40 protein-coding genes are annotated in these 26,112 nt (G+C 39.1%); 2 read left to right on the top strand and 38 right to left on the bottom strand.

Annotated elements, in window-relative coordinates; all coding sequences use genetic code 11:
• Nucleotides 1-11: 11 nt before the first annotated feature.
• The 21 genes from hylP to B6D67_RS03000 form a co-directional block, all read right to left on the bottom strand.
• Complete coding sequence (gene hylP, locus B6D67_RS03085) at nucleotides 12-1,031, bottom strand: hyaluronidase HylP (protein WP_029714406.1); 1,020 nt, start codon at nucleotides 1,029-1,031, stop codon at nucleotides 12-14.
• Nucleotides 1,028-3,172, bottom strand: a complete 2,145-nt coding sequence (locus B6D67_RS03080) for a phage tail spike protein (RefSeq protein ID WP_046735273.1) — start codon at nucleotides 3,170-3,172, stop codon at nucleotides 1,028-1,030. Before B6D67_RS03080 ends, hylP begins: the two co-directional genes overlap by 4 nt.
• Nucleotides 3,169-3,876, bottom strand: a complete 708-nt coding sequence (locus B6D67_RS03075) for a distal tail protein Dit (RefSeq protein WP_014411854.1) — start codon at nucleotides 3,874-3,876, stop codon at nucleotides 3,169-3,171. Before B6D67_RS03075 ends, B6D67_RS03080 begins: the two co-directional genes overlap by 4 nt.
• Nucleotides 3,876-7,799, bottom strand: coding sequence for a phage tail tape measure protein (locus B6D67_RS03070; protein WP_029714351.1), 3,924 nt, complete (start codon nucleotides 7,797-7,799; stop codon nucleotides 3,876-3,878). The genes B6D67_RS03075 and B6D67_RS03070 overlap by 1 nt, the downstream gene beginning before the upstream one ends.
• 12 nt (nucleotides 7,800-7,811) lie before the next feature.
• A complete protein-coding gene (locus tag B6D67_RS10205) occupies nucleotides 7,812-7,979 on the bottom strand; it encodes a hypothetical protein (protein ID WP_014411856.1) in 168 nt (55 codons plus the stop codon).
• Between the two features lie 29 nt (nucleotides 7,980-8,008).
• A complete protein-coding gene (gene gpG / locus B6D67_RS03065) occupies nucleotides 8,009-8,335 on the bottom strand; it encodes a phage tail assembly chaperone G (RefSeq protein WP_014411857.1) in 327 nt (108 codons plus the stop codon).
• A 52-nt stretch (nucleotides 8,336-8,387) separates the two neighbouring features.
• Nucleotides 8,388-8,996, bottom strand: coding sequence for a major tail protein (locus tag B6D67_RS03060; RefSeq protein WP_014411858.1), 609 nt, complete (start codon nucleotides 8,994-8,996; stop codon nucleotides 8,388-8,390).
• Between the two features lie 16 nt (nucleotides 8,997-9,012).
• A complete protein-coding gene (locus B6D67_RS03055; protein ID WP_002985347.1) occupies nucleotides 9,013-9,438 on the bottom strand; it encodes a hypothetical protein in 426 nt (141 codons plus the stop codon).
• Nucleotides 9,435-9,812 carry an HK97-gp10 family putative phage morphogenesis protein gene (locus B6D67_RS03050; protein ID WP_021340627.1) on the bottom strand — a complete coding sequence of 126 codons (378 nt, stop codon included), beginning with the start codon at nucleotides 9,810-9,812 and terminating at the stop codon, nucleotides 9,435-9,437. Before B6D67_RS03050 ends, B6D67_RS03055 begins: the two co-directional genes overlap by 4 nt.
• The gene (locus B6D67_RS03045; protein ID WP_029714354.1) at nucleotides 9,809-10,156 is read right to left on the bottom strand and encodes a phage head closure protein; all 348 of its coding nucleotides are present in this window, start codon (nucleotides 10,154-10,156) and stop codon (nucleotides 9,809-9,811) included. Before B6D67_RS03045 ends, B6D67_RS03050 begins: the two co-directional genes overlap by 4 nt.
• The gene (locus B6D67_RS03040; RefSeq protein ID WP_021341088.1) at nucleotides 10,153-10,455 is read right to left on the bottom strand and encodes a head-tail connector protein; all 303 of its coding nucleotides are present in this window, start codon (nucleotides 10,453-10,455) and stop codon (nucleotides 10,153-10,155) included. Before B6D67_RS03040 ends, B6D67_RS03045 begins: the two co-directional genes overlap by 4 nt.
• Nucleotides 10,456-10,457: 2 nt before the next feature.
• On the bottom strand, nucleotides 10,458-10,586 hold the full coding sequence (locus tag B6D67_RS10500) for a hypothetical protein (RefSeq protein ID WP_021341089.1): 129 nt from the start codon (nucleotides 10,584-10,586) through the stop codon (nucleotides 10,458-10,460).
• A gap of 13 nt (nucleotides 10,587-10,599) precedes the next feature.
• Nucleotides 10,600-11,784, bottom strand: a complete 1,185-nt coding sequence (locus B6D67_RS03035; RefSeq protein WP_029714355.1) for a phage major capsid protein — start codon at nucleotides 11,782-11,784, stop codon at nucleotides 10,600-10,602.
• A gap of 23 nt (nucleotides 11,785-11,807) precedes the next feature.
• The gene (locus B6D67_RS03030) at nucleotides 11,808-12,473 is read right to left on the bottom strand and encodes a head maturation protease, ClpP-related (RefSeq protein WP_029714356.1); all 666 of its coding nucleotides are present in this window, start codon (nucleotides 12,471-12,473) and stop codon (nucleotides 11,808-11,810) included.
• A complete protein-coding gene (locus tag B6D67_RS03025; protein WP_011017578.1) occupies nucleotides 12,451-13,671 on the bottom strand; it encodes a phage portal protein in 1,221 nt (406 codons plus the stop codon). The genes B6D67_RS03030 and B6D67_RS03025 overlap by 23 nt, the downstream gene beginning before the upstream one ends.
• Before the next feature lie 33 nt (nucleotides 13,672-13,704).
• The gene (locus B6D67_RS03020; RefSeq protein ID WP_002985363.1) at nucleotides 13,705-13,929 is read right to left on the bottom strand and encodes a hypothetical protein; all 225 of its coding nucleotides are present in this window, start codon (nucleotides 13,927-13,929) and stop codon (nucleotides 13,705-13,707) included.
• A complete protein-coding gene (locus B6D67_RS10200) occupies nucleotides 13,922-14,092 on the bottom strand; it encodes a hypothetical protein (protein ID WP_002985365.1) in 171 nt (56 codons plus the stop codon). The genes B6D67_RS03020 and B6D67_RS10200 overlap by 8 nt, the downstream gene beginning before the upstream one ends.
• Nucleotides 14,089-15,843, bottom strand: coding sequence for a terminase large subunit (locus B6D67_RS03015; protein ID WP_029714357.1), 1,755 nt, complete (start codon nucleotides 15,841-15,843; stop codon nucleotides 14,089-14,091). The genes B6D67_RS10200 and B6D67_RS03015 overlap by 4 nt, the downstream gene beginning before the upstream one ends.
• A 3-nt stretch (nucleotides 15,844-15,846) precedes the next feature.
• A complete protein-coding gene (locus tag B6D67_RS03010; RefSeq protein ID WP_002985368.1) occupies nucleotides 15,847-16,077 on the bottom strand; it encodes a hypothetical protein in 231 nt (76 codons plus the stop codon).
• Nucleotides 16,078-16,079: 2 nt separating this feature from the next.
• Nucleotides 16,080-16,547, bottom strand: a complete 468-nt coding sequence (locus B6D67_RS03005; RefSeq protein ID WP_002985371.1) for a phage terminase small subunit P27 family — start codon at nucleotides 16,545-16,547, stop codon at nucleotides 16,080-16,082.
• 167 nt (nucleotides 16,548-16,714) lie between these two features.
• Nucleotides 16,715-17,056 carry an HNH endonuclease gene (locus tag B6D67_RS03000; protein WP_029714359.1) on the bottom strand — a complete coding sequence of 114 codons (342 nt, stop codon included), beginning with the start codon at nucleotides 17,054-17,056 and terminating at the stop codon, nucleotides 16,715-16,717.
• A 235-nt stretch (nucleotides 17,057-17,291) separates the two neighbouring features.
• Here B6D67_RS03000 and B6D67_RS02995 point away from each other — a divergent pair, with 235 nt between their 5' ends.
• Nucleotides 17,292-17,477, top strand: coding sequence for a type II toxin-antitoxin system HicA family toxin (locus tag B6D67_RS02995; RefSeq protein WP_001132273.1), 186 nt, complete (start codon nucleotides 17,292-17,294; stop codon nucleotides 17,475-17,477).
• A 51-nt stretch (nucleotides 17,478-17,528) separates the two neighbouring features.
• The gene (locus B6D67_RS02990; protein ID WP_002987543.1) at nucleotides 17,529-17,906 is read left to right on the top strand and encodes a type II toxin-antitoxin system HicB family antitoxin; all 378 of its coding nucleotides are present in this window, start codon (nucleotides 17,529-17,531) and stop codon (nucleotides 17,904-17,906) included.
• 125 nt (nucleotides 17,907-18,031) lie between these two features.
• Here the strand turns inward: B6D67_RS02990 and B6D67_RS02985 are convergent, their stop codons facing one another.
• The 17 genes from B6D67_RS02985 to B6D67_RS02915 form a co-directional block, all read right to left on the bottom strand.
• A complete protein-coding gene (locus B6D67_RS02985; RefSeq protein WP_029714361.1) occupies nucleotides 18,032-18,943 on the bottom strand; it encodes a DNA adenine methylase in 912 nt (303 codons plus the stop codon).
• Nucleotides 18,944-19,497: 554 nt separating this feature from the next.
• The gene (locus B6D67_RS02980; protein ID WP_011017866.1) at nucleotides 19,498-19,938 is read right to left on the bottom strand and encodes an ArpU family phage packaging/lysis transcriptional regulator; all 441 of its coding nucleotides are present in this window, start codon (nucleotides 19,936-19,938) and stop codon (nucleotides 19,498-19,500) included.
• A 272-nt stretch (nucleotides 19,939-20,210) separates the two neighbouring features.
• Nucleotides 20,211-20,846 (bottom strand): N-6 DNA methylase, encoded by a 636-nt coding sequence (locus B6D67_RS02975; protein ID WP_046735274.1) that lies wholly within the window; start codon nucleotides 20,844-20,846, stop codon nucleotides 20,211-20,213.
• Complete coding sequence (locus tag B6D67_RS10385) at nucleotides 20,846-21,034, bottom strand: hypothetical protein (RefSeq protein ID WP_227877802.1); 189 nt, start codon at nucleotides 21,032-21,034, stop codon at nucleotides 20,846-20,848. The genes B6D67_RS02975 and B6D67_RS10385 overlap by 1 nt, the downstream gene beginning before the upstream one ends.
• A 66-nt stretch (nucleotides 21,035-21,100) precedes the next feature.
• A complete protein-coding gene (locus B6D67_RS10380) occupies nucleotides 21,101-21,247 on the bottom strand; it encodes a hypothetical protein (RefSeq protein ID WP_228549911.1) in 147 nt (48 codons plus the stop codon).
• Nucleotides 21,244-21,447: a hypothetical protein gene (locus B6D67_RS02965; RefSeq protein ID WP_029714363.1), complete on the bottom strand. Its 204-nt coding sequence runs from the start codon at nucleotides 21,445-21,447 to the stop codon at nucleotides 21,244-21,246. The genes B6D67_RS10380 and B6D67_RS02965 overlap by 4 nt, the downstream gene beginning before the upstream one ends.
• An 18-nt stretch (nucleotides 21,448-21,465) precedes the next feature.
• Nucleotides 21,466-21,624: a hypothetical protein gene (locus tag B6D67_RS10195; RefSeq protein ID WP_164875335.1), complete on the bottom strand. Its 159-nt coding sequence runs from the start codon at nucleotides 21,622-21,624 to the stop codon at nucleotides 21,466-21,468.
• A gap of 2 nt (nucleotides 21,625-21,626) precedes the next feature.
• On the bottom strand, nucleotides 21,627-21,854 hold the full coding sequence (locus B6D67_RS02960) for a hypothetical protein (RefSeq protein WP_029714365.1): 228 nt from the start codon (nucleotides 21,852-21,854) through the stop codon (nucleotides 21,627-21,629).
• A gap of 3 nt (nucleotides 21,855-21,857) precedes the next feature.
• Nucleotides 21,858-22,142, bottom strand: a complete 285-nt coding sequence (locus tag B6D67_RS02955; RefSeq protein WP_029714366.1) for a hypothetical protein — start codon at nucleotides 22,140-22,142, stop codon at nucleotides 21,858-21,860.
• Complete coding sequence (locus tag B6D67_RS02950) at nucleotides 22,139-22,552, bottom strand: YopX family protein (protein WP_020837669.1); 414 nt, start codon at nucleotides 22,550-22,552, stop codon at nucleotides 22,139-22,141. Before B6D67_RS02950 ends, B6D67_RS02955 begins: the two co-directional genes overlap by 4 nt.
• The gene (locus tag B6D67_RS02945) at nucleotides 22,549-22,743 is read right to left on the bottom strand and encodes a hypothetical protein (RefSeq protein WP_002990061.1); all 195 of its coding nucleotides are present in this window, start codon (nucleotides 22,741-22,743) and stop codon (nucleotides 22,549-22,551) included. The genes B6D67_RS02950 and B6D67_RS02945 overlap by 4 nt, the downstream gene beginning before the upstream one ends.
• On the bottom strand, nucleotides 22,730-23,242 hold the full coding sequence (locus B6D67_RS02940; RefSeq protein ID WP_029714370.1) for a RuvC family protein: 513 nt from the start codon (nucleotides 23,240-23,242) through the stop codon (nucleotides 22,730-22,732). Before B6D67_RS02940 ends, B6D67_RS02945 begins: the two co-directional genes overlap by 14 nt.
• A complete protein-coding gene (locus B6D67_RS02935) occupies nucleotides 23,239-23,580 on the bottom strand; it encodes a hypothetical protein (protein WP_020837403.1) in 342 nt (113 codons plus the stop codon). The genes B6D67_RS02940 and B6D67_RS02935 overlap by 4 nt, the downstream gene beginning before the upstream one ends.
• Before the next feature lie 176 nt (nucleotides 23,581-23,756).
• A complete protein-coding gene (locus B6D67_RS02930; RefSeq protein ID WP_020837672.1) occupies nucleotides 23,757-24,554 on the bottom strand; it encodes a PD-(D/E)XK nuclease-like domain-containing protein in 798 nt (265 codons plus the stop codon).
• Entirely contained in the window at nucleotides 24,547-24,747 is a 201-nt protein-coding gene (locus tag B6D67_RS02925) for a hypothetical protein (protein ID WP_010922473.1), read from the bottom strand. Before B6D67_RS02925 ends, B6D67_RS02930 begins: the two co-directional genes overlap by 8 nt.
• Nucleotides 24,744-25,733, bottom strand: coding sequence for a recombinase RecT (locus tag B6D67_RS02920; RefSeq protein WP_010922474.1), 990 nt, complete (start codon nucleotides 25,731-25,733; stop codon nucleotides 24,744-24,746). Before B6D67_RS02920 ends, B6D67_RS02925 begins: the two co-directional genes overlap by 4 nt.
• Nucleotides 25,733-26,065 (bottom strand): hypothetical protein, encoded by a 333-nt coding sequence (locus B6D67_RS02915; RefSeq protein WP_010922475.1) that lies wholly within the window; start codon nucleotides 26,063-26,065, stop codon nucleotides 25,733-25,735. Before B6D67_RS02915 ends, B6D67_RS02920 begins: the two co-directional genes overlap by 1 nt.
• Between the last annotated feature and the right edge of the window lie 47 nt (nucleotides 26,066-26,112).

Here is a 26,112-nt window from a genome sequence, read left to right as displayed (position 1 = left end):
TTTCCTCCTCTTTACACTTGCTTATCCATTAAGAGTGCTTTTAATTTTTTGACTTCACTATCAACATAAGCTTTAGTTGCCGCATGATCATTCGCTGTGGGGTCCTTGAGTTTCAGGTTGCCATCAATCTGCGAAGTTTCCTTGGCATAAAAACCACCGTCAGACTTGACGTAGAACTTATCATCACTAAGGTTTCTAATCCTAAGCAACTTCCCTGTCGTGCCTGAGGTTGAGTTAATGTAGATTCCCTGAGCGGCTGTTCCTGCACCGTTTGTCTTTTTGACAATATCAATGGATAACGCTGCCGCATTTTTATCATAATCCGCTCCAATACTTGGGTTCTCATGAGTAATTTTTAGCGTTCCTAGCGCTTTTTCTGACCCTCGTAGCTGCATTGCACTACCATTTTCATTGCCGCTAGTAATATTAAGCGCCGATGAAAAATTGGGGGTGGTTGGCTGACGCATCGCAATATTAACGGCATTTGTTGTCCCCTTATAATCGACAAAAAGCGCCGATTGATTAAAGGTCTCTTTACCCGTCCGCAAGCTCATTAACGGCCCATCACTGGTATCATTGTCAGAATAGACAACAACACCAGCACCTCTGGTAGACGACAAGTCAATATTGACCGCTCCACCCGTTGACGAGGAATAAGCAACAGTGGCGGCTGGCTTAAATTTTAGTTGACCTGTCATAACGCCACCTTTGAGATTTAATTTCTTGTCAAGCTCTTGCTTCGATTCAGCTTTTGTATAGACGGTCTCTTTATCTGCTTTTTGTTGTAGTTTCTGAGCGGTCTCGACTTTTGTCGCTAATTCATCGATATTTGGTTTGTTAGTCAGTAGATTGTAATCGAGTGGGCTAATGTATCCAAGTTCACTAAATCGATTGTGGCCATCACCTGCTCTGGCAAAACCTGTGTCTGTCTCAAAGCCTATCTCACTCTCCAGTAAGATGACATCACTACGAGCCCACTCGCTAGCAGTCATCCGCTTAAATTGGACTCGCAGCGGTATATTTTCACTCATTTTTTACCTCCGTCTAATATAATTTGTGGACTGTCTGACCATGCCCCTGTGATAGTTGCACCTTTGGCATCTGCAATCTCTTTATAATCCATCTCCAGAGCCAATTCCTTCACCTCCGACGCGTTTAAATCTATCTGCTTAGATTTATACCAGTCGCTGGTTACAAGCACTGTGTAGCTAAACGGATAAACACTGATAACCTCTTTATCTTTAGTGAGGTCAAAGGTCTGCGACTCCATTTTTGCTTTAGTTGGTGTCAGCACTAACTTAACTCCCTTGTTGTTAGCCTGTGTCAGCGTGACAGCCACTTTTTGGAGCAGCTCACAAGTCTGACTAAAGCTTATCGTGTATGTCTCACCGCGTTTAAAACCACCGTCATTGGCCTCTATCTCGATAAAATCCTCATCAATTTTTTTAACACGGTTAGGGTCGCCAACCAAGAGGTTTTTGTTGTAGCGGGTCTTACCGTTATTCCCTAAAATTTCGGCAGTTAAACGAGATTCTTCGCTTGTCTCACTCACTCTATTTTTTAGGTCATCAAAGCTTTGTTTAATTGATGGGATGTCATCAACTTTGATAGTTTCGGTTATTTTCTTGATGGCTTCCTCTGGCAAAGCTAGGTTTTTGAGAGTTTCACGAAATTCATCGAGTTCTTTGTCAGTGCGCTGGTTGATTTCTTCTTGCGCTTTTTTGGCTTTTTCGATTTCAGCCATTGCCTCGTCAAAGGCCCGTTGGTTAGGGTTTAAATCCTCTGTATCTAGTACCTTGACCCATTGATGGCCATCCCAAATCCAAGTGCGCTGATACTTACCATTTTTTTCGAACCAGTAATCACCTATCTTGTGCTCAATATTGTCATCTGGTTTTTCGTACCAAACGCGTTTACCATTGATGTCATTGAGGTATTTAGGCAGATTGAGTTCAAATTGTTTTTGGTTGTTAGTAATTACCTTTTGATTATTTTCCAACGCATTAATACGTTCAGAAACACCACCAGTCAAACTTTTAGAGATTGATTGACCAATCGTACCTAATTTGATAGTGTGATTGCTATCTGTATAGACGTCATAGACAATCTCAACGACTTTTTCAGACTCAGTTGTGATGCCAAACTTTGGATAATAAAGTGGTACAATGTCGCAAAGCTCAACCTCTTCCATGACTCTAAAATCTTGATAGTCAAGCGTTTGTGACAAGTCAATATAATCAACCTCAATGCTGACTTTTGGTGCACCAACGTTATTATCCTTAAGGTATTTCTGAGCCAGCTTTCGGATTTCTTCGATCGTTGGCTCTTTTTTATTTTTGTCATCGTTAAAATGACTTGATAAATCAACCATTTGGATTCTGCGCTGAGCATATAAGCTGAGATACTGACCATCTAGGATAAACTCGGGCAGCGTCACCAACTGTTCTTCGGGTTGTTTATGCTCGCCTACATGCGGCTTACCAGGGGTTTCCTCTTGCGGTTTTGGTTGTGGCGTATATCTTACGTAAGGATAGATAGAGGTGTAATTGCCATCTAGCAAGCGCTCCTCCTCTACGCTGACGATATTACGGCCATACTCCAATACCGTGGGAGCTTTACGCCCCATTTGCTTGCGTAAGATGATTGTACGGTTGTCAAACTCGTACTCACCACCGTAAACATCTAGGATAGAGCCAGCGACACCTCCTAGAGCACCACGGGCATTGCCGATTTTATCAGCTTCCCAGTTAAAGCTGCCAAGCGTTAAGATGTCGCTTTTAACATCAAAAGTATCATCACCGACAAGGTTTTTCTTCCAGATTTCTAAAGCTGATTCGGCTCCTACGCTCGCACCGTTTACAAACGGTTTTAAAGCAATATCCTGTGTGCGCATAGAGATATGACGCGCAAAAATCTCGATGTGGTCTTTACTATTTCGTAGTACCCGATTAATCTCAAAAGTCTGCCATTTGGTTCTACGACCAGCGTCAGACTTAATCTTCATTTCCTCTTTAAAAACTGAGGCAAAGACACCATCTAGCGGATATTTGATGTACAGTGAGTAATTACCATTGCGCTCACGAGTGGCTTTAACCTCATAAGCATCCGCAATCTCACCGAGACCAAAAGTCCTAAACTTGGTTTCCTTAGACTCATACAAAACTGGTATCATACTTTAACCCCCCAGTTTGGCACTGCGGTAATTGTAAAGCTACCAGTCCACGAGATTTTATTTTGTCCAACGTCAAATAACGGCATGCGGTGGCGCTCTGTCCGCACGATATTATCCCAAGCCGACAAGACATCTTTATAGACCAGATGCCTCTCCATATCTATGACGAGTTCTCCTTGCACATTTTCCAGCCCTGTCTTAAAGCCATTAATGGTTAAAACCCCATTGCCTATACCTTTGATTTTTAAGATAGGTTTAGCCTGAACATTGCCGGGATTTTGTAGAGTACTACCATTAACGAGAGACACCTCTTGCTTACCCGTTTTTAAGTATTTGATAGGGTGGATTAAGAAGTTGATTTTCAGTCTGCCGAATTGTTTTAGAATCTCGTCTATCTCAAAAAGATTGACAACACTAGCCCGATAGATATAGTCCTTGTCCCAAGACAAAGCTAAGTCATGCCAACCTTTGACGTGCAACCATTCACTTATTTTTTGTTGATTGGCAGTCACGTCACCAACCAGCGAAAAAGGAAAGTCTTGCTCAACCGCTTTTAAGCGTTCGTTGTCTTTAATAAGTACACCGTCACGACCATCGACTTCTATTAAATTGACATCGTTGCTCGTTGACTTAATAGACCGCTCGCGTTCTAGTAACAAACCTAGACTATCGCTTTTAGTGCCGTTAAACTCAATGTATCTCACTAAGCTAACCTCCCTTCTTCACCTTTTGTGTAGTAAGCTAATTCTCTGAGTAGCCGTCTCATGTTTTCTTGACTAAACATATCTTCTGAACTACTGCTATTAGTAGCGTTTAGTGTATAGTTGTTTGTGACATTTCTGTCATCTCTGTCTTTAAGCAGCTTAATCAACTCGGCAAGTTGTGGATCAGCGTTAACGACTACAGTTCCTTTATCTTGCACAGATTTAAGACGAGTTGTTAAGCTAGCGATTTTTGTATCATCAAAACCTATTCCATTTGCATAGTGCGGGAATAACTGTTTTGTTCGGCTGGCCTTTAAAACTTTTGACCCTCTCGGTAGAGGGAGGATAACGTTTCGACCAGTTGGGATAAATGATTCTCCAGTCGGTAAGGTAACTAACTCTCTATATAGCGCCCCTTTTTGGTCATTGACCATAGCTAGACCGCCGGGGTGGAAATCAGTTCCTTTTTCATGTCCGAAAATCTTACGGACAAACGTTGTAATGGTTGTTGTAACACTTCTTGGGATTCTAGCCAGTGACCATATAACATTTTCTGCAACGCCGCTTGCGTTATCTTGTGCTCTGATAACAGCTGGACTATTTTGTTTAGGACTATTGACTGCCCTATTGGCGCTTGCAACATCTGGTCCAGTCTTATCCGATGCCTTCACATCGGCTGGCGCTTTCTGCTTGACATTATCAATCTTACTTTGCGCCGACTGAGTATCACCAGCTGTTTTATCCGTAGCATTCACATCAGCAGGTACTGTTTGTTTAACGCTATCAAGAGCTTGTTGAGCGGACATAGTTGGTTCTTGTGTTAAGTTTTTCGCTAACAGAACTTTTTCTTCCGGTGTCAACGCTTGCCATTGTGCTAGTAATTCTTTGCTATCAAAGATTTCAAGCATAGCCTGTTGACCATCCACAACCAATTTTTTCTGTTCTAACGTCATGTTTTGCCATTGGCCACCAGCTACTAGCATTTCAGCAAGTGCGGCTCTCCCCGTCGGTTCAACATCAGCGTTCTTAACCATGATTTCAAAACTGTTCCAACCTTCTGCCGTTGATAACAATTCATTTAAACTTTGTTGTGGGTTGTCGCTCGTAAACAAACTATCCCATTGAGCGTTAGCAGCTGCAACCTCTGCCGTGGCATTAGCGGTATTACGTGATAAAACTTTCAACGTTTCGCCAGATTTTTCGGTGTAATAGGCTAGTTTACGATAAGCATCATCGTAGCTAATACCAAGCTTTTGTGCCATATCTGATGCCATTTGGCTTATCCCTTGGTGGATTTCTTCTTGACTTTTGCCAGATTCTTTTAACCGTTGGACACGCTCCCTCTGAATAGCAAGATACTGATCATTCAAAGCTTTGGTTTTTAGGTTGTGCTGCATATTAAGTTCGGTAAGTCTATTCAAAACTTCCTGTCTAGCAGCCAACTCTTCAGCACTCAATTTACTAGTGTCGCTGCCAAATTGCTTCAAAATCTCTTTTAACTCTGCTTTTTTTGTTTTATATGCAGAATTTTCTTTATCGAGCATCTTAACAGTGTTTTCAGATACTTTTTCCAACTGCCTTGCATTTAGCGCATCTAACTCGTTATTCAAAGCTGCTGTTAAAGCTTTCTTTTCTGATGCAGAAAACTTCATTAAATCAAGTTGAGCAATAATCATTTCTCTCTGATTTCGCAAAACAAGTTCTTTTTCAGCGCTTGACAACTGGCTCATGTCACCATTGTGCTTCTCCATGATTGCTTTAATCTGGGTGTTCATGCTTTTAACATTGTTAACTACTGATTCAGTTTTGGATTTCAAAGCATTTATGGTTTCTTCTGACAATCCTAATTTTTTAGCTAAGTTTATATTCTTATCTAATTTTGATTGAGCTAACTTTTCAATACTTCCGACCAAATCATCAAAAGCTTCAGTCACTTTCTTAACGCTACCTGCGCCTGCCTCGAACATTTGCAAAGAAGTGTTAGTTTCGTCAACTTTTTTCTTAAAGTTACTTAGTGCAGTTGCTTCTGTCGCGGAAACAGCGGTTCCCCACTCTTCCGTGCGTTTTTGGGCTTTATACATGCTATCAGCAATTAAACCAATACCAATAACAGCTGCGCCACCTAGCAAAACACCCCACGTTACCGGGTTGCTTAATAAGGCAACCGCGCCAGTCAAACTGCCCATAGAAGCTGTGGCAGCTTCAGCTCCAACACTTGCTGCTACTGCACCGGCTTTAAACGTGCGTAGCCAACCAGATAAAGCACCAATTCCTTTGCTCATCTTGCCGATAGCTTGAATGGTTCCGCCGATAACACCAATACCCTTACCCAAAATAGATAAAGCCGGCCCAGCGGCGGCTGCAATAAGTCCCCACTTGATAATTTGCTGTTGTTGCTCTTTGTCGAGCGAGTTAAATTGTTTAGCTAAGTCAGCCGCCATTTGGATGATTGGCTTCCCTGCTTCGAGCCCGTTTCTCAGAGCGTCAACCAAAGGACCACCAAATTCTATGGCTACATCATTGACTTCGTTTTTAAGCATTTTCAGCTTAGACTCTGTTGTCTCGTAACGTTTGTTAGCTTCGTCAGTCAACGCCGTGTTTTCTTTCCAAGCCTTATTGGAAATTCCAAGTGCCTTGCCTAATGTTTCAGATGCTAAACCTAATGATTTCAACATGTTAGACTGGCGAATACCGCTTAATCCTAACTCATCAAGTACTTTTGTGGCACTTTCGCCTTTTTTATCAAGTTGACCAAGCCCCTTAATAAACTCTTGCAATGCGACAATTGGCTTTTCTTTCCACGCTCTAGCAAAATCGGCTGAGGACATGTTAGCTATCTGAGCAAATTTATTTAAATTATCGCCTCCAGATGCGACTGCACGTTCAATAGCTGATAATGATTGAGTCATTGCTGTACCACCAGCTTCCGCCTCGATACCAACGCTTGACATAGCAGTTGCTAAGGCAAGCATTTCTTGGTTTGTTAAGCCTGCAAGCTTACCAGACGCGGCGATACGGTTTGTCATCGCTACGATGTCTCGTTCAGTTGTTGCGAAGTTATTACCCAACGCGACAACAGCACTACCAAAGCGAGAATACTCCGATGAAGCCAGACCTGTAATGTTTGCAATTTTAGCAATAGACGTCGCCGCTTCTTCTGCGGATAAATTGGTAGATTCTCCTAAATCAATCATTGTACGAGAGAAACTAAGAATATCTCCTGTCTTAACTCCTAATTGACCTGCTGCTTCTGCAACGTGAGCGATTTCAACAGCACTGGCTGGCAACTCTTTGGCCATTTGTCTAATGCCTTGCGACAACTTAGCATAGGATACCGTCGCCGTTTCATCCACGGTTTTCTTGACACCGGCAAAAGCAGATTCATAATCGACAGCCGCTTTAATAGCATAACCAGCTCCTGCAACAATCGGAGCTGTAACTCCTCTTGTAAATGCAGCACCTACACCGGCGACAGAATCGCCGAATGACTTCATCTTCCCGCCAATTCTTTCAGCAGCTTTACCAAATCTTGTAAAGACGCTAGTTTCAGTGGCTAAAGCTCGTAATCTGTTTTGCAATTCCGCCACTTGCGCTGCTGTTTCTAGCATGGCTGATTTAGCGCCAATTAATTTTTGTTTTTGCTCAGCAGTAGCGTTATTAACATCACCTATCTCTTTTTTTAGGTCGCTATATTTTTGTGACTGAGTTTTTAGTAATTCTTGGTAACCTTTTAATGCACTACCTGTTTCAGCATAGACCGCTTTAAGACCTTTAATCCGCCCGCCATGCCCTTGAAAGCTCTTTTCAACTGCTTTTAACGAGTTATCTAAGCCTTTCATGTAGGTTTTTAGGTTTCTTGTGTTTGACATAAAGGGCGATATGTCTAATGTAGCTGTTGCTACCAAATCACCTATATTCCCCATTTAGTCTCCTTTCTAGCCGAAAAGGAATGGGAATGCCTTATCCAAGGTCGTTTCAATCACTTCTTCTTTTTCGACAGTTTCAATTTCTAGTGCTTGTACCATCAATTCGATGTCTGATAAGCGCATTTTTTTAATATCTAAAATCGTATAGCCATTCTTTAATAGACTTTGTACCCACATCAGCAAATTATCTTTGGCTTCTTGAGGGGTTATTGTTCCTTTTTTTCGGTTTCACCTTCCTCTTCTTCTCCTCCGAGCGCGGCAATATAAAGGTCGTTAAGCGTGTCTAAAACACTCATGTCGGATAGCTTAAGATCATCGACTGTAAATTGACCTGCGTACATATCAACAAACATTTGCAAGTAAGATTCGTTAAGTTTTCTATGCGCTTTAGAATCTAAGCGTCTTTTCTCATCGCTAAACACAGCGCTTTGTCTAACTTGATGCTCAACAGCCAACAAATTATCTTCGACGTTGATGAAGTCTTTTTTAAATTCCTTATCAACACCGCCTTTTTTTAAGGTAATTTCGTACATATCTACTCCTTATCAAAAATAAAAGGTCACATTTAAGCTGCGACCTTAAAAATTACATAACCTCACCTGCTTGTTTCGCAATTGGTATTTTTTTGATTTCTGTATCAACGCAGCCGACAAATACACATTTTAAAAATTCATTCAAATCAAAACCGCTATTACCCTCGCGTCCAACTAAAAGCACTTCTTCTTTTGGTCCGCGGGCAACAAAGTTACCCGTTGTAGTATCTGGTTTCGGATCAGGTGCGCCTTCTTTTGTTTGTGCCTCCATTCCCGGAAGATTAAATTTCCCTTTAAGCAACGCAATCCAAATCGCCTTACCGTTTTCATCGCTAGTCCTAAATAAACAAACAATGTCATTTGGCGTTAGGTTTTTGTTGTACTTCTCAACACCTTTTTCTACTGTGATTCCAAAGAAATCTTTGCGTGCATCTGATGTTAAATCTAACAACTCGATTTCAAGTTTTGTCTCGCTGATTCCACCTGATAATACAACGTAAGGTCCATCGTCTGCTGGCACAGTGACCAATTCATTGGTAATATCAAGTTTTGCGGATTTCATTCCCGGCAAATGCTTTATACTCTCTGCTTTTGTAACCTTGTCATTTCCGTCTAGTACTCCATAGTAAAAATCACGTAGTCCAAATTTTACTTTTCCCATTTTGTCCTCTTTCTTTTTAATAAAAATCAAAATAGCGGTATTTCCTTACATTCATGAGTAAGTCAATATCGCTATCTTTATACCTTGGTTTTTCGTTTGCGGTGTATCTTTCAAAACCGCCTTTTTTTAAAATATCATCTATACATTTGCTAATTTGGTCAGCTTCTGAAGCTGTTTTGCACCAAAAATTGATGGTGATACGTTGCTCATTACAAAGTATCTCGTCATCAGCATAATCGGTAGGACCATCTAACGTTGTTTTGATACGCATAAACGGTGCTAGTTCTACCTTTCGCAAGTCAACTGGATTATCTGGGATATCATATGTAAATATTCCTTGTTTAAATCCATTTTTAAAAGTACCGCCTCTGAGCCTATCCAACAGCTCATTTAGCGTCTTATCGTTACTTAATAATTTATAAGCTGCTGTTTCAGCAATCAAAGTCCTAGTCCCTCCTTGACTTTTTCAGCATAGATTTGTCTAGCCCTTGATGTCATCTGATTAATCGTCTTTTCCTTAAAGTCTTGTCCTTGTTGGTAAATCGTACCATCATTTGGATAATGCGCACGCCAACCTGTGGCTTTACCGTAACCGATTTCCTTAGATACAATCCCAGCATTAGCGCCTTTAAAACCGCTGATAACTGTATCTTCTTGTAGCCGCTCATCTGTTTCAATCTCATAAACAGGGGTATTTGATTTGAGGGTCTTCTCAAATTCTTTCGCAACCTTAGTCACGGCAGCTTTTGCGGTTTTTGGGGCTTTTACTTCAAGCTTTGTCAGATTAGCTAATATTTCATCTAAACCCTTTGTCATGACATGCTTACTCCACTTATCATGGTGATATCTTTGCCAGATTCGTCAGATTCGATTTTATCTATCTTATAAATGCGCTTGTCAAACTCAACAAACATCGTGTTATCTATGGATAATTCAGGGTTATACCTAATTAAAAAAACTTTTGTATCCTTATTTGTCGGCAGATTGCTAGCGTTTTGAAACTTTGATTGGTAATTAAAGTCTCTTAACTGCGTTTTCAATACTTCTGCCCAACAGGTATATAAGTCTTTTCTGATAGCAGATACAACTTCGCCATCGTCATTCTGACCACCCGACTGGCTGAAAATCGTTATCCTTGTGTTCATTTTGCGTGTAATCATGAATCATCACCCCGCAATCGTAATTGATGGATGATATTTAAAACGCCATTTGCCAACGGATAGCGAAAACTATCCGCAGACAAACCGCGATGGTCGTACTCCTCCTTGACTTGCTTTTTGACAGCTAAAGCAAATTTAGCGTGACCTTCAAACATTTTAGGAGTTGACTCATCTTCTATTGCAAAACAGATTTGTTCTTGAGCAGATTCAATCATTTCTTTGATGATGTCGTCTTCAAAATCAAAGTCAATTTTACAATAGAGTTTTACACTGTCTAATAGCTCTTTCGATACAGCCATAGCTATACCTCTTCAACGCCTGCTAATGCAAGCAAATCTGATTTCAAGGTCTTGCCACTAAAGTCAATTCCCTTGCTTGTTAAATAGCGCTTAATGTCCTCGACAGTGCTCTTACTAGTTGGTTTCGCCACTTCTTCAGTGGCCTTATAAGGGCAATTGTTCTGGCTTGAATGTCACATAGTAGCCAGCTTTGTCATCTACCTTAGCGACACCAAATCGAAGTACTGCTTGCAAGAATTGACCGTAAATGTCATTATCGACCCAACGCAAACCTAAGTCTTTGCGATCTGCGAATAATACACCACGCTTAAAATCTCCAATAAAGGCTGTGTCTTTACCTAAAACTTCATCAGCTAGTACAAAAACAGGTTTTCCAAGGAATACTTTCCCAGAAACAGAAGTGATTGAGTCTTGGAGTAGATAACGACCATTCTTATCTTTTAGTGTATCCATTGTTTGATAAAAGCTTTGAGATACAATAAATGACACATTGTAAGCAGGATCTAATTCAACGTTGAGAAGCTTCTTGATTTCATCCAAGTTTTTTACTGTCTTAGCTTCAAATTTTTTGAGAACTGTTGCGATAGCGTCGTTTGTTGTATTAACTTTCATTTGACCGATTGTCTCGGCAACAATTCCAACTAAATCAACATCTGCATCGTCAATTGACTCTTGAGACAACGGGATAGCTCCGCGGTAAGTCTCGACTTTCCACTCTACGTCTTTAAATTTTGGTTTAGCAAGCTTTGGATTTTTTTCCAATTCTTCAACGCTAATCATTTTTTCAGTCGCACGTTGTAACACTGGCCATTTACCTGATGCTTTTTTAGCTAGGTGAATGCTAGTAAATTGCTTCAAATCAACGACTGTTTTAATCTCACGAGCTGGTGTGTATAAGATTTCTTCACTAGAAACAGGTTTCACATCTGTTTTCTTAACACCGTCCGTTTTAGGATTTACAGGAGTCGTTTGGTTAAGTGGGATAAGAACCTCGTCTTTCCCTTCGAAACGCAAAGCTTCGTTAGTTACTGTTCCTTTTGAACGGATAAACTCATTAACGCTTTCGCGGTATGTTTTAGTTTCTTGTGGCACTTCTTTTCCTCCAGTATTTTCTGCACCGCCTTTTTCAATGCTAGCTTCATACAATTTCAAGTCATTTTCTGCTTCTGCTAGGTTTGCTTTAGCTTCTTCAATTTCTGCTTTAATTGAGCGAGCAGTTTCAAGGTCATCTGATTCCAAAGCATTTTTTACTTCTGTTGTTTTCGTAGCAATCGCTTGGTTTAAACTAGCGATAGTCGCTTTAATTTCTTTGATTTTTTCTTCGAACATAAATTCCTCCAATAAAAAAGAGCTCATAGCCCTTGTAAAATTTCTTCTTTTTCAATTTCTAGCAACATATTGCCAATCTCTTGCTTGCGCTTACTTCTGTTTGCGTAATAGTCGTCAATAACAGCTTGTGGCAACATTTGGTTATCGATGCTGGCCACCGCTTCAAAAGACATCACTTCATCAGCAAAACCTTTTTCAACAGCGTCTTGAGCCGACATAAAGGTTTCATTTTTCATTAGTTCCATGATTTCGTCTTCTGGTAAGCCTGTTTTCGCAACGTAAGCATTAACAATAGCTTTATCGCTTGATTTCAAAGCATTAGAAGCCTTATCTAAGTCATCGCTATTACCAGCTACCCAATTAAACAATGCCTTGTGTACCATCATCTGTGCTGTTGGACTCATGACAACTTTATCTGCTCCCATAACTGCAACGGATGCTGCACTTGCAGCCATGCCAGTAATTTCTGCAGTTACTTTTCCTTTGTAATTTCGCAAAGCGGTATAGACTTCACTCCCTACTGTAACAAGACCACCGTTTGAATTAACTTCCAAAATAATATCACTGCTATCTTCTGGCAATTGGTTAATAATGCTTTTGGCACTAGTCGCTTCCATTCCATAGTAGTCATAAACTTCTTGCGAATTATTTGCAATAAGTGGGCCTTTAAGATTTATCCTCTTTGGCATTTACCTCACCTCCTTTCCCTTTGATACCAACCTTGTCCTGATATTCTTCTTTTTTATCCAAAAAGACATAGTTTAGACTCGATTGGTACCTATCCATATTAGGATCTGTAGATTTCTGCTTACCTAACTCAATAAGGCCTTGGTTAGGTGTCAGTATTTGATTGTTAACCAATTTGACAATCTCATCAACATTACGGCCTGTAACGCTACGTGTATCAAATTCAATACGATAGAGACGTCTATCTTTATCATTTAACGTTTTAAGACCTAATTCGCTTGTAATCGCGTCAAAATAAAAAGGCAAGTCGTTTGTGACATAGTCCTCCATCAGTTGAGCTACAGATTGATTAGGGCTATTAACACCAAGCTTGTAACTAGGAACCCGCAAAGCTTTTGCGATTTGGGCCGTGGAAAAATTGTTACTAGTGATTAATTGCAATACGTTAGTATCAATTTCAAGCGGCGTGTATTCCATGGTACTATCAAACACCAATGGACTGCCACCGACCGAACCCTCGCGCATTTTCTCAAACTCTTGACGTGCTCGCTGCCGTGCGTCTCCGCTTAATTGAGCACCTTTCATAGTTAAGATACCGCTAGAAAATCCATCTTTAAAGAATTTAATTAAGGTATTGATACCACCTGTTTGCAAATCAATCTCATCTCCTAAAGACAATAGCGGAGACCTGCCAAGGATTGTGTCGTGGCTAAAAAACTTCCAGTGTACAACATCATGAGCAAAGCATTTAACCTGTTTTGCTGTTAACGTATCAGTAAAAGTGTAGATGATTTCGTGACTATCCGTTTCCTCTACTGTTGTTTCTGATGGCCTGTAAAATTGGAATTGCAAAGCTTGATTAGTCTTTGGATCTCTCAAAATACGCGAAAAAGAATTACCAGTCAAAATGGCATTTACTGCCATAGCAAATTTCCATGTCCTGGCGCTCGCATTTTTTGTAGATTTAACATTTAAAAGATAATTAATATCCTCATCATGGATAATGTCCCCATTAACATCCTTTTTAACAAGCGGGAACCTAGCAATATCCCCAGCTATAATAGACGTTGCTGTTAAAATATCGCTATTCTTCAAAGCCGACACCCCTAAGTATTTTTGAGAGACATCACCAGCTAAAACAGATGATATATAGTCATCGTAGGACACCTTTGAACTGCCCAAAGGTCGGAAAAAACTCATCGATTTCTCACCTCCTTTCTAAACCATTAACATCTATTTCCGCCACTTGCGCTTATAATTTTGCTTGATGTGACCAACCTCATCACCAATTGACTTGATGGCTACTTGATTGTCTAGTATCGCTGATTTAACTGCTGCAAGCTCGTTATTTGTAGCTTTGGCATTTGCTGACACGATGGATCGTAATTCGGCGACTTCTTTAATTAGCAACACAATAGCTGTTTCCAATTTTCGTTTTTTCTTAATGCGTTTATTCACGTTTTCCTCCTACGCTATCTACATAGATAGCTAAAACAATTAAAATAAGACCACTGGCAATAAAACCGACTTTATCACCAAACAAAAACAACCCATACATCAATAAACCTAGTCCAGCTAACAAGATTAATGTGTGTATGTTTTTTAAAATAAAATCAATCAAAACAGCGATTCTCCTCCTATTATTTTTTCATTTGTCCAGTAGCCAGAACCATCGAACGGTTCTAAGTAACAAACAGCGTAGCCATCAAGAGCAGCATCAAGCGGGTCAATCTTATTGCTATTCTTATTCTTATCAATCCTCATACCATTATTATCAGTTTTAATATAAGCATTGTTAACAGCCATGGTTAGCAAAGGGTTACCAGAGTGCTTTATTTTGCCTTTTTTGAGGTCGTCACGAAATTGTTTTGTCGGCATGTTCAAAACCATTGTCGTCTGCGAAACCTCAATCAGAGGCCACTCTGGATGCCTTTTTTCAATCATTGTAAGTAATGTTCCAAATTGATAAGGGTCAAAACAAATTCCACTAATTTCCCAGTCGTTTGAGTAGACCATCTCTTCAATTTTTTCGAGTACACGTTCATCATCGATGACACCACTTTCTAGGGTGGTTATCTCGCAATAACCTTGGCGTTCAAGATTGCTATAAGATACGCCATCCCGCTTTTCTTTAGCAGTTAAACCATATTTGGTAGCCACAAAAGAAAAGCTGTCGATATACCAAAAATCATCCATCATAACAACTGGTGTGATAGCAAATAAGTCGCTAACACGACCAACGTCAACACCTAACCAAACTCTCCGCTTATTAGTATCTGGCTTATCAATCCGAGCAAGTTCCCAAGTCGTTTTATCAATGTAAGATTCCTCGCTAGACTGACGCCACATGTTAAAGTTTTTGATTAATACTTTATTGATTTCACCAGTTTCAAGGGACACTCTACGGCGCGTTCTCAGGTAATCCATTAGCTTATCATGTAAAGCTTCAACCTCAAGGATTGGATTTGATTTTATCCAGTTTGATTCGTCTTTAATTTCCTCTTCGTTGTCCTGTTCTGCAACATATCCAAAATAACCCTCGTCTGTGATTTCTCCGTCTAGTATTTTAGTGATGTATGGATACTCAATTGTGTGCATAGGGACATTCAAATCCATCCCTGCCGTCGAAATAATCAAGATAAACGGGTTATCAAGCTGACCTTGACCAGATTCTAAAAGTTCTAACATTTCATTCGTCTTCGATGCTGCAAATTCATCCAAAACGCCAACATAAGGCTCAAATCCATCTACAGCCCCAGTATCTCGACTAAGTGCTCTGATATATGATTCGTCATGTAAGTTTTTAAGCTCATCACGGACAATTTTTGTAGCCTTTCTGACATCAGCGTCCTTCGCTCTGAGAGATGATAACTGCTTCTTTGCCATATCCCAAGCGATTTTAGCCTGCGTTCTATCATTTGCAGTACAAAACAATTGTCTGCTCATAGATGGGTTATGGCCAAACAAAAATTCGTAAAGCAAGATACCAGCTATCAGAATTGTTTTACCGTTTTTACGAGCAACAGAAATCATAGCTTTTCTAAAACGTCTCAAGGAATGATCTGTTTTCTTTCGCCATCCATATAAATTCCCAATAATAAACTTCTGGAACATCGCCAACGGGTAAGGTTTCCCCGTTTTTACATCTGGCAAAATCTCAATAAAGTTAATCGGATCAGCTGCTTTTTCTGGTAAATAGATGAATTTAAAATTATCACCATCTATTTTTTTGAGGTCATTCAAATGTCTTAAACAAGCTCTAAATACCTTCTTACTTGATTTTATCTGTTCGTCAACGACCATTTTTGCATAATAAAAAGCGTCATCTTTATAGATGTCGCTGATTGCTGAATAATCGTATTCCACTTTTATCACCTACAAACCTATACGGAATGATTGGCCTATCGTTTGCATATAATACCGACCACCTTCTTCGCTAATATACTCCACTAAAAAACCATTATCCAACGGATTGTTTTGGGCGTCATCTGAATCATACTTAACAATTAATTTAGTGATACCATTTATTTTCTCACCGTTGATTTCAACAATTGGAAACTTACCATTTTCTAATAGCTTAACAGAAAATTCTTTAACTCGTTCCATTTTTATCCTCCAAATTTATCAAAAATACTCTTAGGCTTTTCCTCTTCTTTAGGAATAAACATTTTCATCCGACTATCCACAGTCAACCCAAGCTGACTTGCGCTACTTCTAATATTCGCTGTGGCTTTTTCTAGTGTTAAAATAAGCGGACTAGGAATAATGCCCTTGTCTGGATCATTCGTAAAATAACCAACCTCATCTAGTTTTCTACTTGTTTCTTTGTAGATAGCATACCATGTGCAATATAACTCTAATAGCCCTCTATCGAGATTTCTTAGGGGTAGGTTTTGGAGGTCTTCTATGATTCTCCTATACTCGTACTTAGCTACATTATTAAAGTGTTCAGGAGGTGTCTTTTGCAACTTTTTAAGACCGTCAGACGCCTTATTTTGCGCGGTTTCTCGCACTATTTTTTCTTCTTTCGTAAGATGCTTTTTTGTCGTTTCGACTAGCTTTAAATTTCTTCCCATAAGACCTCCTTTACACGAACTTTACAGTTTTAAAAATTTCAAAAAGGGAATTTTTTGCACGGAAAAGGGCGCGTTCTTAAGTTTCCGAACAATATAGCCCCGTTTAAAAATGAAGGGGGTATTTTCCGAATATTAACGTGCTGTTGTTAATTTTTACACCCGTTTTTCTAGTAATTGTTTTTACGTCTTTCCCTTATCGCTTTGCTATCATTACATGCTTTACAGCTTGCTTGCAAGTTATTCAAATCTAATCTTTTGTTCCAATCTTGTTTGACTGATACAATGTGGTCAGTCATAGTCGCTTCGCCACCACACATAGCACAGATGTAATCGTTCTGAAGTAATACTTGCTTACTTGTCTCTCTCCATATCCTTGAGTTATAAAACTGTTTGGCTTGTTTATCGTACTTCCAGCGATTACGATTATAGTCACGATACTCTGCTGATCTGTCATCGTAGTCAACTGTTGTACGTCTACCACCTGCGATAGTTAACTTCTGTGGCCTCATACCCTGACCTCACCAGTTAGCCTATTAATATAATGAACTAATGTTGTGTATGGAATAGTGTAGCCGTTATCAACGTATATATTACTTACTTCTTTTTCCCATTGTGGTTTACTATACGGATACTTATTTGGTCTCATTTGTTATCTCCTAATTTTTGCGTATTTTATGCGTATTTTGCATTGACATCTACATTGTTTATGTGTATAATATAAGTATAGAAAGTGAGGTAAGCAATATGCCAATGACCCCAAAGCAGATGATAAAACTGCTAAAAAAGAATGGGTTCTACGAAGTCAGTCAAAACGGAAGTCACAAAAAATTCCGAGACAATAACGGACATCAAACCATTGTTCCAATGCACAATAAAGACCTCGGAAAAGGTCTTGAAGATACCATTCTAAAGCAGGCGGGTTTAAAATAATCCGCTTGCCAGATGGTGTGCTTATCTCACAGTAATCAAAGGAGGATCATTATGTTAATTTATCCAGCTACATTTACACAAGACACAGACTATATCATGGTTACATTTCCAGATGTACCTGAAGCAATTACTCAAGGTGAAGACTTTCAAGAGGCTTATGAAATGGCTGTCGAAGTCTTAGGTTTTGCCCTTGAAGACTATACTGACTATCCAAAGGCTAGCGCCGTTTCTGATTTAAAAGAACAGTATCCTGATTCCGACATTGCTTTAATTGGCATCGATATGGTTGCCTATATGAAAAAATATCACTCCAAAAAAGTCCGCAAAAACGTGACTATCCCTGAATGGTTAAACGACGCAGCAGAAGATAAAAACCTCAACTTTTCTCAAGTTCTTACTGAAGCGCTTGAATTAAAATTACAAGCATAAGAGCCACTGTTGTGGTTCTTTTTTACATAATAAAAAACCACGACGTTGACCTATCGAAACATTGTAATTTCAACGTTTGTAACTAATAAGTAACCATGTCGCGGACCATAACAAAAAAATCACCACTATGTGATGACTGCCATAAACAGTTTTTCAGTTCTCTTACCCGCTCCGCCACCTTGCATGGTGCTTCTTGCAGTCTTAAACTCATATACGCATTCAAAACGTTCATCTGATATATCGTAACTAGAAATTAAAACAATGTTGTTTTTAGACATCCCAAACGCCCAATCATAAAATGCTTGACTGTTAAAATCACCTTTATAACTTTTTTGCGTGGTATTTTCGTATGGAGGATCAAGATAAAAAATAGCGCCTTCAATATCTGAAAATGCTTCGTAACTATAATTTGTTGGTTCTAACTGTTGTAACCGTCCTAACTGTTGTAACTGTTCTAACTGTTGTAACCGTCCTAACTGTTGTAACTGTTCTAACTGTGTTAGTTTTTTATTTTTTTCAAGCTCTCCTTCATCGTAAGGCTTGTCAGCTTTTTTATACGTTTCGGTTTGTTTGTACCCGCTAAACACATCGTGCTTATTAATTATTTCAACCGCTAAGTCATACTTCGTATCAGACCAGTCTGCGCCGTATAAATAACTGCTTAATTCATTCCCAAAACTATTTACTAACAATTTTAAATTATCATCAACTGACTTAGGTTCTTTTTGCCTAATTTTGTTAAATTCATCACGACTGATAATGAGTGTTTTTATCCATTCTCTATCTTGACTAATCACACGCTGAAACATATCTGTTATATCGTTGTCTAAGTCGTTATAATGCACTTCTAAACCATTTAGCACACACTCAGCAGTAATCGCTCCGCCTCCGCCGAAAACGTCGTATATGGGTTTATCTGCATCAAAGTTTTGTTTAATAATTTCGACTATTTTCTTACTAATTTTCTTTTTACTACCTTGATACGGAAGTCCAACTGGTTTCCCTTTTCGTATTTTCTTTTCGTCTAATTTAAGCATTTTCACCCCACAATAAAAAGCCACCACAATGTGATGACTAATTGGTTAGCCATAGATAAATAGCAAATGAATGCTAAGCCTATTGCCTAGCCCATTCTGGGACACTTCTATTTATCAAACAGGAACAGTCGGAATCGAACCGACTTACAACCGTTGTCCCTACTAACCACAAGCAAGGTTGCGACCCTTGTTTTACTTGTGGTTAATCAAATGAGTCAATCTGTTGTGAATACGTACACGTAGACTATACAGCCGATCTATGTATCTTTTTTACCAATCGTCATTGGTAGGAATATGACTATCAACCAAGTAAAAACCAGTATATCAGTGCGTGACTGCCTTTCGGGATACTGGGTCGCGCCTCTTCTGGGCGCTGATTGAGACGGCAGGATTCGAACCTGCACGTCCCACATACCATAAAATAACAAGTTTGATCGTAGTTAAAGTTGGCGACTAAATGAATAGCCAGTGGTTAAAAGGTTATCTCTTCTTGTTATTTTGATAGTACTATAATAACATGAATAATTATATATAAAGTACATAATTATTCCATATTAATTCCAGCTTTTTTCCAATTTCTCGACAAGCAACATTCCCTCTTTATATAGCTCTGAGAACGACAATAAAGCATTATCTAGCATGTTGTAATACTGGCTTTTTTCATAACCAAGTTTTGTATAAATATCACAATCAGTCTTTGGATATGTGAGCAAATACTTGTCAATCAGTATCAATCTATACTCTGGATCAAATATCCCGTTGACTGCTCTCTCAATCGCATCCAGCTCTTGTTCTGCTGACACACGATTTAGCGCTAGTCTCTCAACTGGTTTGCTAGGAACTCCATGCGGTTGTCTTGGCTCAAATGAGTAAGTAGCTGTAACTTTTTGAGTATCTACGTCATTAGCTATCCTTCGCCAGCGTGGATACTCTCTCAATTTACGCTTGGCATTGGATTTTGTTTTTTGGATATCAATCTCAGGAAAAAACGTCATGAAAGCCCCCAATATGGTATAATTTATTTAAGCTTAAATTTAACCAAGGGGGCGTTCCGTGTGGACGTCTTTTTGTTTTGTGGAGAAAAGCCCTCTCTTCCTTTTTTTATTTTGACACAGGCGTACGATGTCAGTATTAGCACCTTAAATAATAGCCAGTGACCGATAACCAGCGTTAGATTTTGTTTTGGTGTAAGGAGGTCCTCGTTTCTATTTTTCAATTTCGGTCAATACCAACCGCACGAGTCGAACGTGCGTGATACCGTTATTGGTTATATCCATTCAATTAGTGGATTTTCAATGTGTTCTATCCCATCACCAATCCACTCTTTGACATTAAATTCTCGCTCAATATCTTGAGTCCTTGGCATAACGTTAATATCACTAAAACTCAGCATGTCGTCTTTTGTATTTTGCAAAAAATAAATGTTTTTAACTTGTCTTGTTAAAGAGTCGCCATGCACCACCACACCATTTATCCCTCTTATAGACATATTAAAGAGTAAAAACGGTAATGCTCTATCAGATAACTCCTCTACTTGATACCAATAATCGCTTGGTTTATAGGTAAAAGGATTTGATGATATCCTATGTCTTTGCCATGCTTGTATGAGGATTCCTCCTGTGCCTACTGCACTCTCATGGTATGTGTGCCCGCTTACCAATCCAGTCAGTAACTTAGATACACTTAGCGGAGTAAAGTCTTGCTTTTTATTTTTGCGGTCAGCTTGTTCTTCCTCAAAATATTGCATAAACCAGTCGTAAGATACATCTGTTTCATATTTCAAAAACTGTCTGAATAAGTCCTCGCGCTTTTCCTTGTCTAAAATTATTTTTATCAACGTGTCAGGCGCTTTGTAGACTTCTTTTACTCCCAGCAGTTTGTGTATTTGATTTGTAGTTAGCATTAGTCCTCCAATTCAGATTCTATTAGATCACCAGGATTCTTAACAGTAACCCAGAAACCATATCCATAACATCCGTTGCCAACACCATCACATCCGTAAATCTCAATAACAGAATTGTCTGTCATGTAGACAAAAATTTTAAATTCATCATCGCTTGCACGATATTTTTCTGTGTATTCAACGCCCATTACAGCTGATTCCAAGTTGGGATTTTCTGTCGTGATGTTTAATTCTGACCAACCGCTATCACAACCTCAGCAACCCTCGTTTAATTCAATTTTAATTACTGTCCCATCGGCAAGTACAATCTTTTCGTCGTCTATTGATTTAAGTCGTTTCCCTACTAATTTTTCTTCTAATAGTTCAGCTAGATCATAACCTAAAAAATTTTCGTTTTTCATTTTGTACCTACCTCACTTATTTTTTTAGCTATTTTATCAACGTCACCGATGCCGTGAATGATATAATCGTAAGCACTGTCAATCAAGCTATCATCCGCAGATAAAGGAGCTTCGCTTGTCGTTAAGGAACACTTGCTAATTGCGTCTGACACTAGGTTTCTGCCATCATTAAGCAGATTTTTAATTTCTTGCTCTGTCATTTTGTACCTCTGTTAACACTATTGTGTTTCTGCATTTATAAAAAACTTATTTGGATGCTTATTCCAAGTCATCACGTTTTTGGCTTTGGTGATAACACCTTCATCTTTTTCATTTATCCAAATTTCAAGCTCAGGGTCAACTTTAGCTAACGCTTTATGTAAATCCTTAACTTTCATCCTTATCCCCCATTTCCAGTAAGTGCAATGTACTTCTTCCAGCATTTCTTGCAGCATTCATTTTCATCGTCGACTTCTACATCATTAAAATAGTCAACATCTTGAAGGTATCTTTTGCAAGCCGAAGTGCCATATTCAAAAAACAGATGAACTTTAGCATTGCCGTGGATATAACCTGTGCTGTTATTTTCGTAGCTTTCCATCGGGTTCTGCCAGTGTAATTCATCCATACCCTACCCTCCGTTATTCGTTAAATCCGCAATCCGCTTTGTCTGTCTCTGATTTTGCTCACTCGCACGTTTAAGCTGCTTTTGTGTCCTGCTTAGCTGTGTACGTAGTCCTGTGATTTGCGACTCGTAATATTGTCGTGCGTCGCGATAGCTAAAATACGACACGGTTACCATCATCCCAAATATTGCGATTGCAAGAAACAATAGTGCTTTCCAATCGTTTTTTAGGACATTAATTATTTTATTCAAGTCATCACGTAAATTTTGCAATAATTCATCTGTTGTCATTCTTCCACACTTTCTATCAGGTCGCTGTTCTGATATATATTCCCGATAACTTCGCAGTCCTCGTTTCTTAACCACAAATCTGATCCGCGTCGTCTATTGTCAATGCGCCAAGAACCACCTCTGAATTGATTCACTTTAAAAAATTCTAAATCACTAGTAATTGTATATTGTAATTTCACGACGTCTCCCTCAAAAATCTCCACGCCGTTTTTATCAAACAGTCCTGTTGATTGCCTGAGAATATAATCATCAAGGTTATCCTCGACAAAATGAAACGTCTCTAAGCGACCAGAGCGAAACTCATCATCTGCTAAGCTGCATCTGTATATTTTGCGTTCACTTGATTTAAAGCCATCAATGCTATACATTTTTTTAGTTTTTTTGTTAAACCCTCTAAAATTTGGTATCATTTCTCTACCTCTCTCAAATAATATTCTGTCGCTCGCTTATCATTAGCTAACTCTAGCTGTCTAATAAACCGCATCGCTTCGTTTTTGGTTGCGAACTCGTGCTCCTTAAACAGTTTTTTGTCATAGATCGCGTAAGTCGCTGTAATACCTTTGTTGTAAACTCTCACAACGTGTTTTTTAGTAGTAGTCATGTGTCTCCAATTCATCAAGATAGCCTTGATTGACATAGTATGAGCCAATCAAAATAGCATCCGCTTCATCATCTTTTACTGTTTTTCCGCAATATTCGAGAGCTTTTTCTTTCGATTGTGCTTTCATCGCTTTTTTAGAGCGGTCTTTGTAGCTAAACTTCCAGTGCTTACGCCACGTTGATACATTTATAAAGGCGACGTTATCAGCTATTAATCTTCCTAAGATAATTCCTGTAACAATACCGATTTTAAGCATGGATTGCTGGTTAGGTCCCATAACTGAATTTTTTTCGACTGCGATTGTACTAAAACAGCAATCGTATTTTTTTAATGCTCGTGACTGAATTAGCCTTAATTGACTAGCCATATAGCGGCCGCGCTCAAAGTAGGATTTACTCTTATGTTTTAAGACACCACTCTGGATAAGATCTGAGCCTTTAAATAAGGCCCACCCTGTTCCAGATGTTGAGATGTCTAACGATAAAACTAGATTGCTCATTCAAGCACCCCGCGAATGCCAAGGGTTTCAAAGATATTTCTCTTGTTATCTTCGATAAATGAGAATACTTTTATGATTTCGTCTATGTCTTTCTTGTGCTCTTTAGCAAAGTATGAAGATGTTAGATTGATTTTAGTTTTGGGTTTAGCTGCAAGAATGAGGTCGTAGGCTGTTTCGAATAACTCTCCATCTTCATCAAGTGACGGTTCGTCGTCAATCTTTTTAAAATCACTAATAAAATCCCATTGCATAGTCAAACTGCCAGAGATGGCAAAGATTCGGTTTACTCTATCTAAAATTAGTGCTGTTCCTGTTCCTGTAATTTTGATTTGTTCCATATTTTTCACCTTTTTAAAATCCACACTCGCCCTAAAATTGTGTGTGAGCATTGGCAAGGACGAGTGTAGCAATTCTTCATATCATCAATCCTGTTGACTTGACGATATTCCAACTTTCCTTTCTCGCTCGGAAAATTTAAACTTGCAAAGGCCGAGCTTCACTTTGCAATAGGTTATTAAAAAATCTCTACCCTTACAGACAATTTATTTTGTCTGCAATATTCGCATTTTCCACAAGGCTTAGGCTTTTCTATGCCTTTTTTAACGTCATCTAATCGCTTAATGCTTTGTGCTAGGCTATCTAACTCTATCTGCATAGCATCTACATTTTGGATCCTGATGGCTCTTGTATCTGGTGGTGTCTCTTTAGTAACTGCGTAAATAATCGGTTCAAACGGTTTATTGTATTTGGCTTCTAACATGGTTTTGTAAGCGGCCATCTGCAAGATATATCCGTAGGCCTCGAACCATCTGACACGCTCTTCGCCATTCCAAATCGTGTCGTCAATCGGCCCTTTTGTTGTTTTGATATCTACAAAATAGCCACGCTTGACGTTTAGGCAGTCGATTTTACCTTTAAATTCCACACCGCCAAGAAATCCTGTGATTGCCGCCTCCTTTTCCCCTTGGTAGATAGCCATAAAGTTACTGTCACTTTTAAGAGCGCCAATCATTTGTTCAGCGACTAAGTAGTCCTTTTTTAATTGACCTTTTGTCGTTCCTCTGGTCGAAATCATTTCAGAGCCGTTTTGGGCTTTGAATTCTTCATGAGCTTCTTTACTCTCAAAGTAAGAGTGGACATAGTTCCCGACGAGCAGCGCAGTGTTATCTCTGGTATCTGTCCAATTCCCTTGTAATTCAGCAAGCCCCCTCGCTTCGCACTCTCTAAAACGCTTGTACTGACTAATAGACCAGTATCTGATAGCTGATTCACGACTATAATAATCCTTTCCGAGTAAATCTAAACTAGTCATCTAGCAACCTCTTAATTACTTCATCAATAGGTGTATCGCAAAAGACAAACTCTTCTCTTTCCCTATCTCCAACGAATTGAACAACCACTACTTTTTCATCTAAATTGTCAAAATTTAAAGCAGATCTTTCCCAAACGCCAACAACATATTCTGGATTAATATAATATCCTTCGATTTTTACAAGTTTAATCATATTAAGTCTCCGAGGTTATCAAATAAGTTGCCTTCGCTAGCTTTAATTTCCCCTGTTTCTTGGTCAAAATCAGGAATCTCATCTGCTGGATAAGAGGTGTCTTCTAAAACCGTCTTATTTTCGTCTGTGAGCGTTTTTTCTGGTTCTGAATGTAAATCTTTAATTACATCTTTTAAATTGCTAGGAGCGTCCTTTTTTTCGTTCTGCGTGCCGATTAAGTCATCAAGGCTGTTTGTTTCTTGTGGTGTGACATCTTTTGGAATGACAATCGTTGAATCTGCGTTATCCGCTTCTAGAGCATCCTGCATTTCAACAGAAAGAGGGGCATACTTGCTCAGTAATTCCTTGAGTAATGTCTTGATAGCCATTGGATCAAATTCTGTCGCCCAAGGCGTTCCTGGTTTAAAATCTCCTGTTTTCTTATCAAAAGTTTTAGAATACTTTTTGGCATGTTCGTACACTTTTTCTTTCGGCCAGAAAATCATCTTGTAAAAGCCGCTGATTAGTTCTAAACTTGCAAAGTAGCCTTTTACAACACCAGAGTCAACGTAGTCGCCCGTTAGCTTCAACTGCCCTCTAATCTTGTCATAACCAAGGAATTCCTCTTCGTATATGATTCCGTGTTCAATATTTCGGACTTGTCCACTTCTTTGAGCTAGCTGTATAAGTCCTCTATATCCGATTTGAAATTGCGCTTCGTTTACTGTGATCCAACGATTTCCATCCTTGTAATTTCGGTTGTACGGCACCACGTAAGCAAAACCAAGACTAGGCTCGATTGGTAAATTAAGCACTGCTGCTTTCATAGCCGCTCCCATAATTGACTCAGATGTTGCTTTGGCTAGAAGGTTATTATTGCTGATGATTGATAATAAGCTAGTTGTAAATTGTTCGGCTCGTGCGCCGACAACCTGCTCAATCCTGTTTTTTACTGCTGGCGATTTAAAAAAGCTGTTGTGGTTGTTTTGTGCTAATTGATTTGTCATTAGATACTACCTCTTAAAATTTCGTCAAACATTCCGTTTACCATACTTTTAACTTTTTGCTCTTTTGTTAACTCTGGAACATCCTCGCCATCAATAAATTTTAGGTCATATGATGCTTCGATAACTACAACATCACACCCAAGCGTTTCTGCCAAATTATCAATTTTTTCTTTTTGTATGTTGTAAGCTTCTTCTGGTAAAAATGATGCCAGTTGAATGCTATCTGTAAGTTCCACATTATAAGCAAGTACATCTTTTTTGTTTTTGAAACTCTTTAAAAAACTTCCGTCTTCAGTGTTTCTTAGCACTACAATTTTTTCTTTGATGTTCATTTCATTTCCTCTTTTTGTGTTTTAGTTGCTCTCCCAGTCTTCACTAA

Origin of the sequence: Streptococcus pyogenes, from assembly GCF_002055535.1 — a bacterium.
In the GTDB taxonomy this organism is placed as follows: domain Bacteria; phylum Bacillota; class Bacilli; order Lactobacillales; family Streptococcaceae; genus Streptococcus; species Streptococcus pyogenes.
This window is presented reverse-complemented; position numbering and strand designations above follow the sequence as displayed.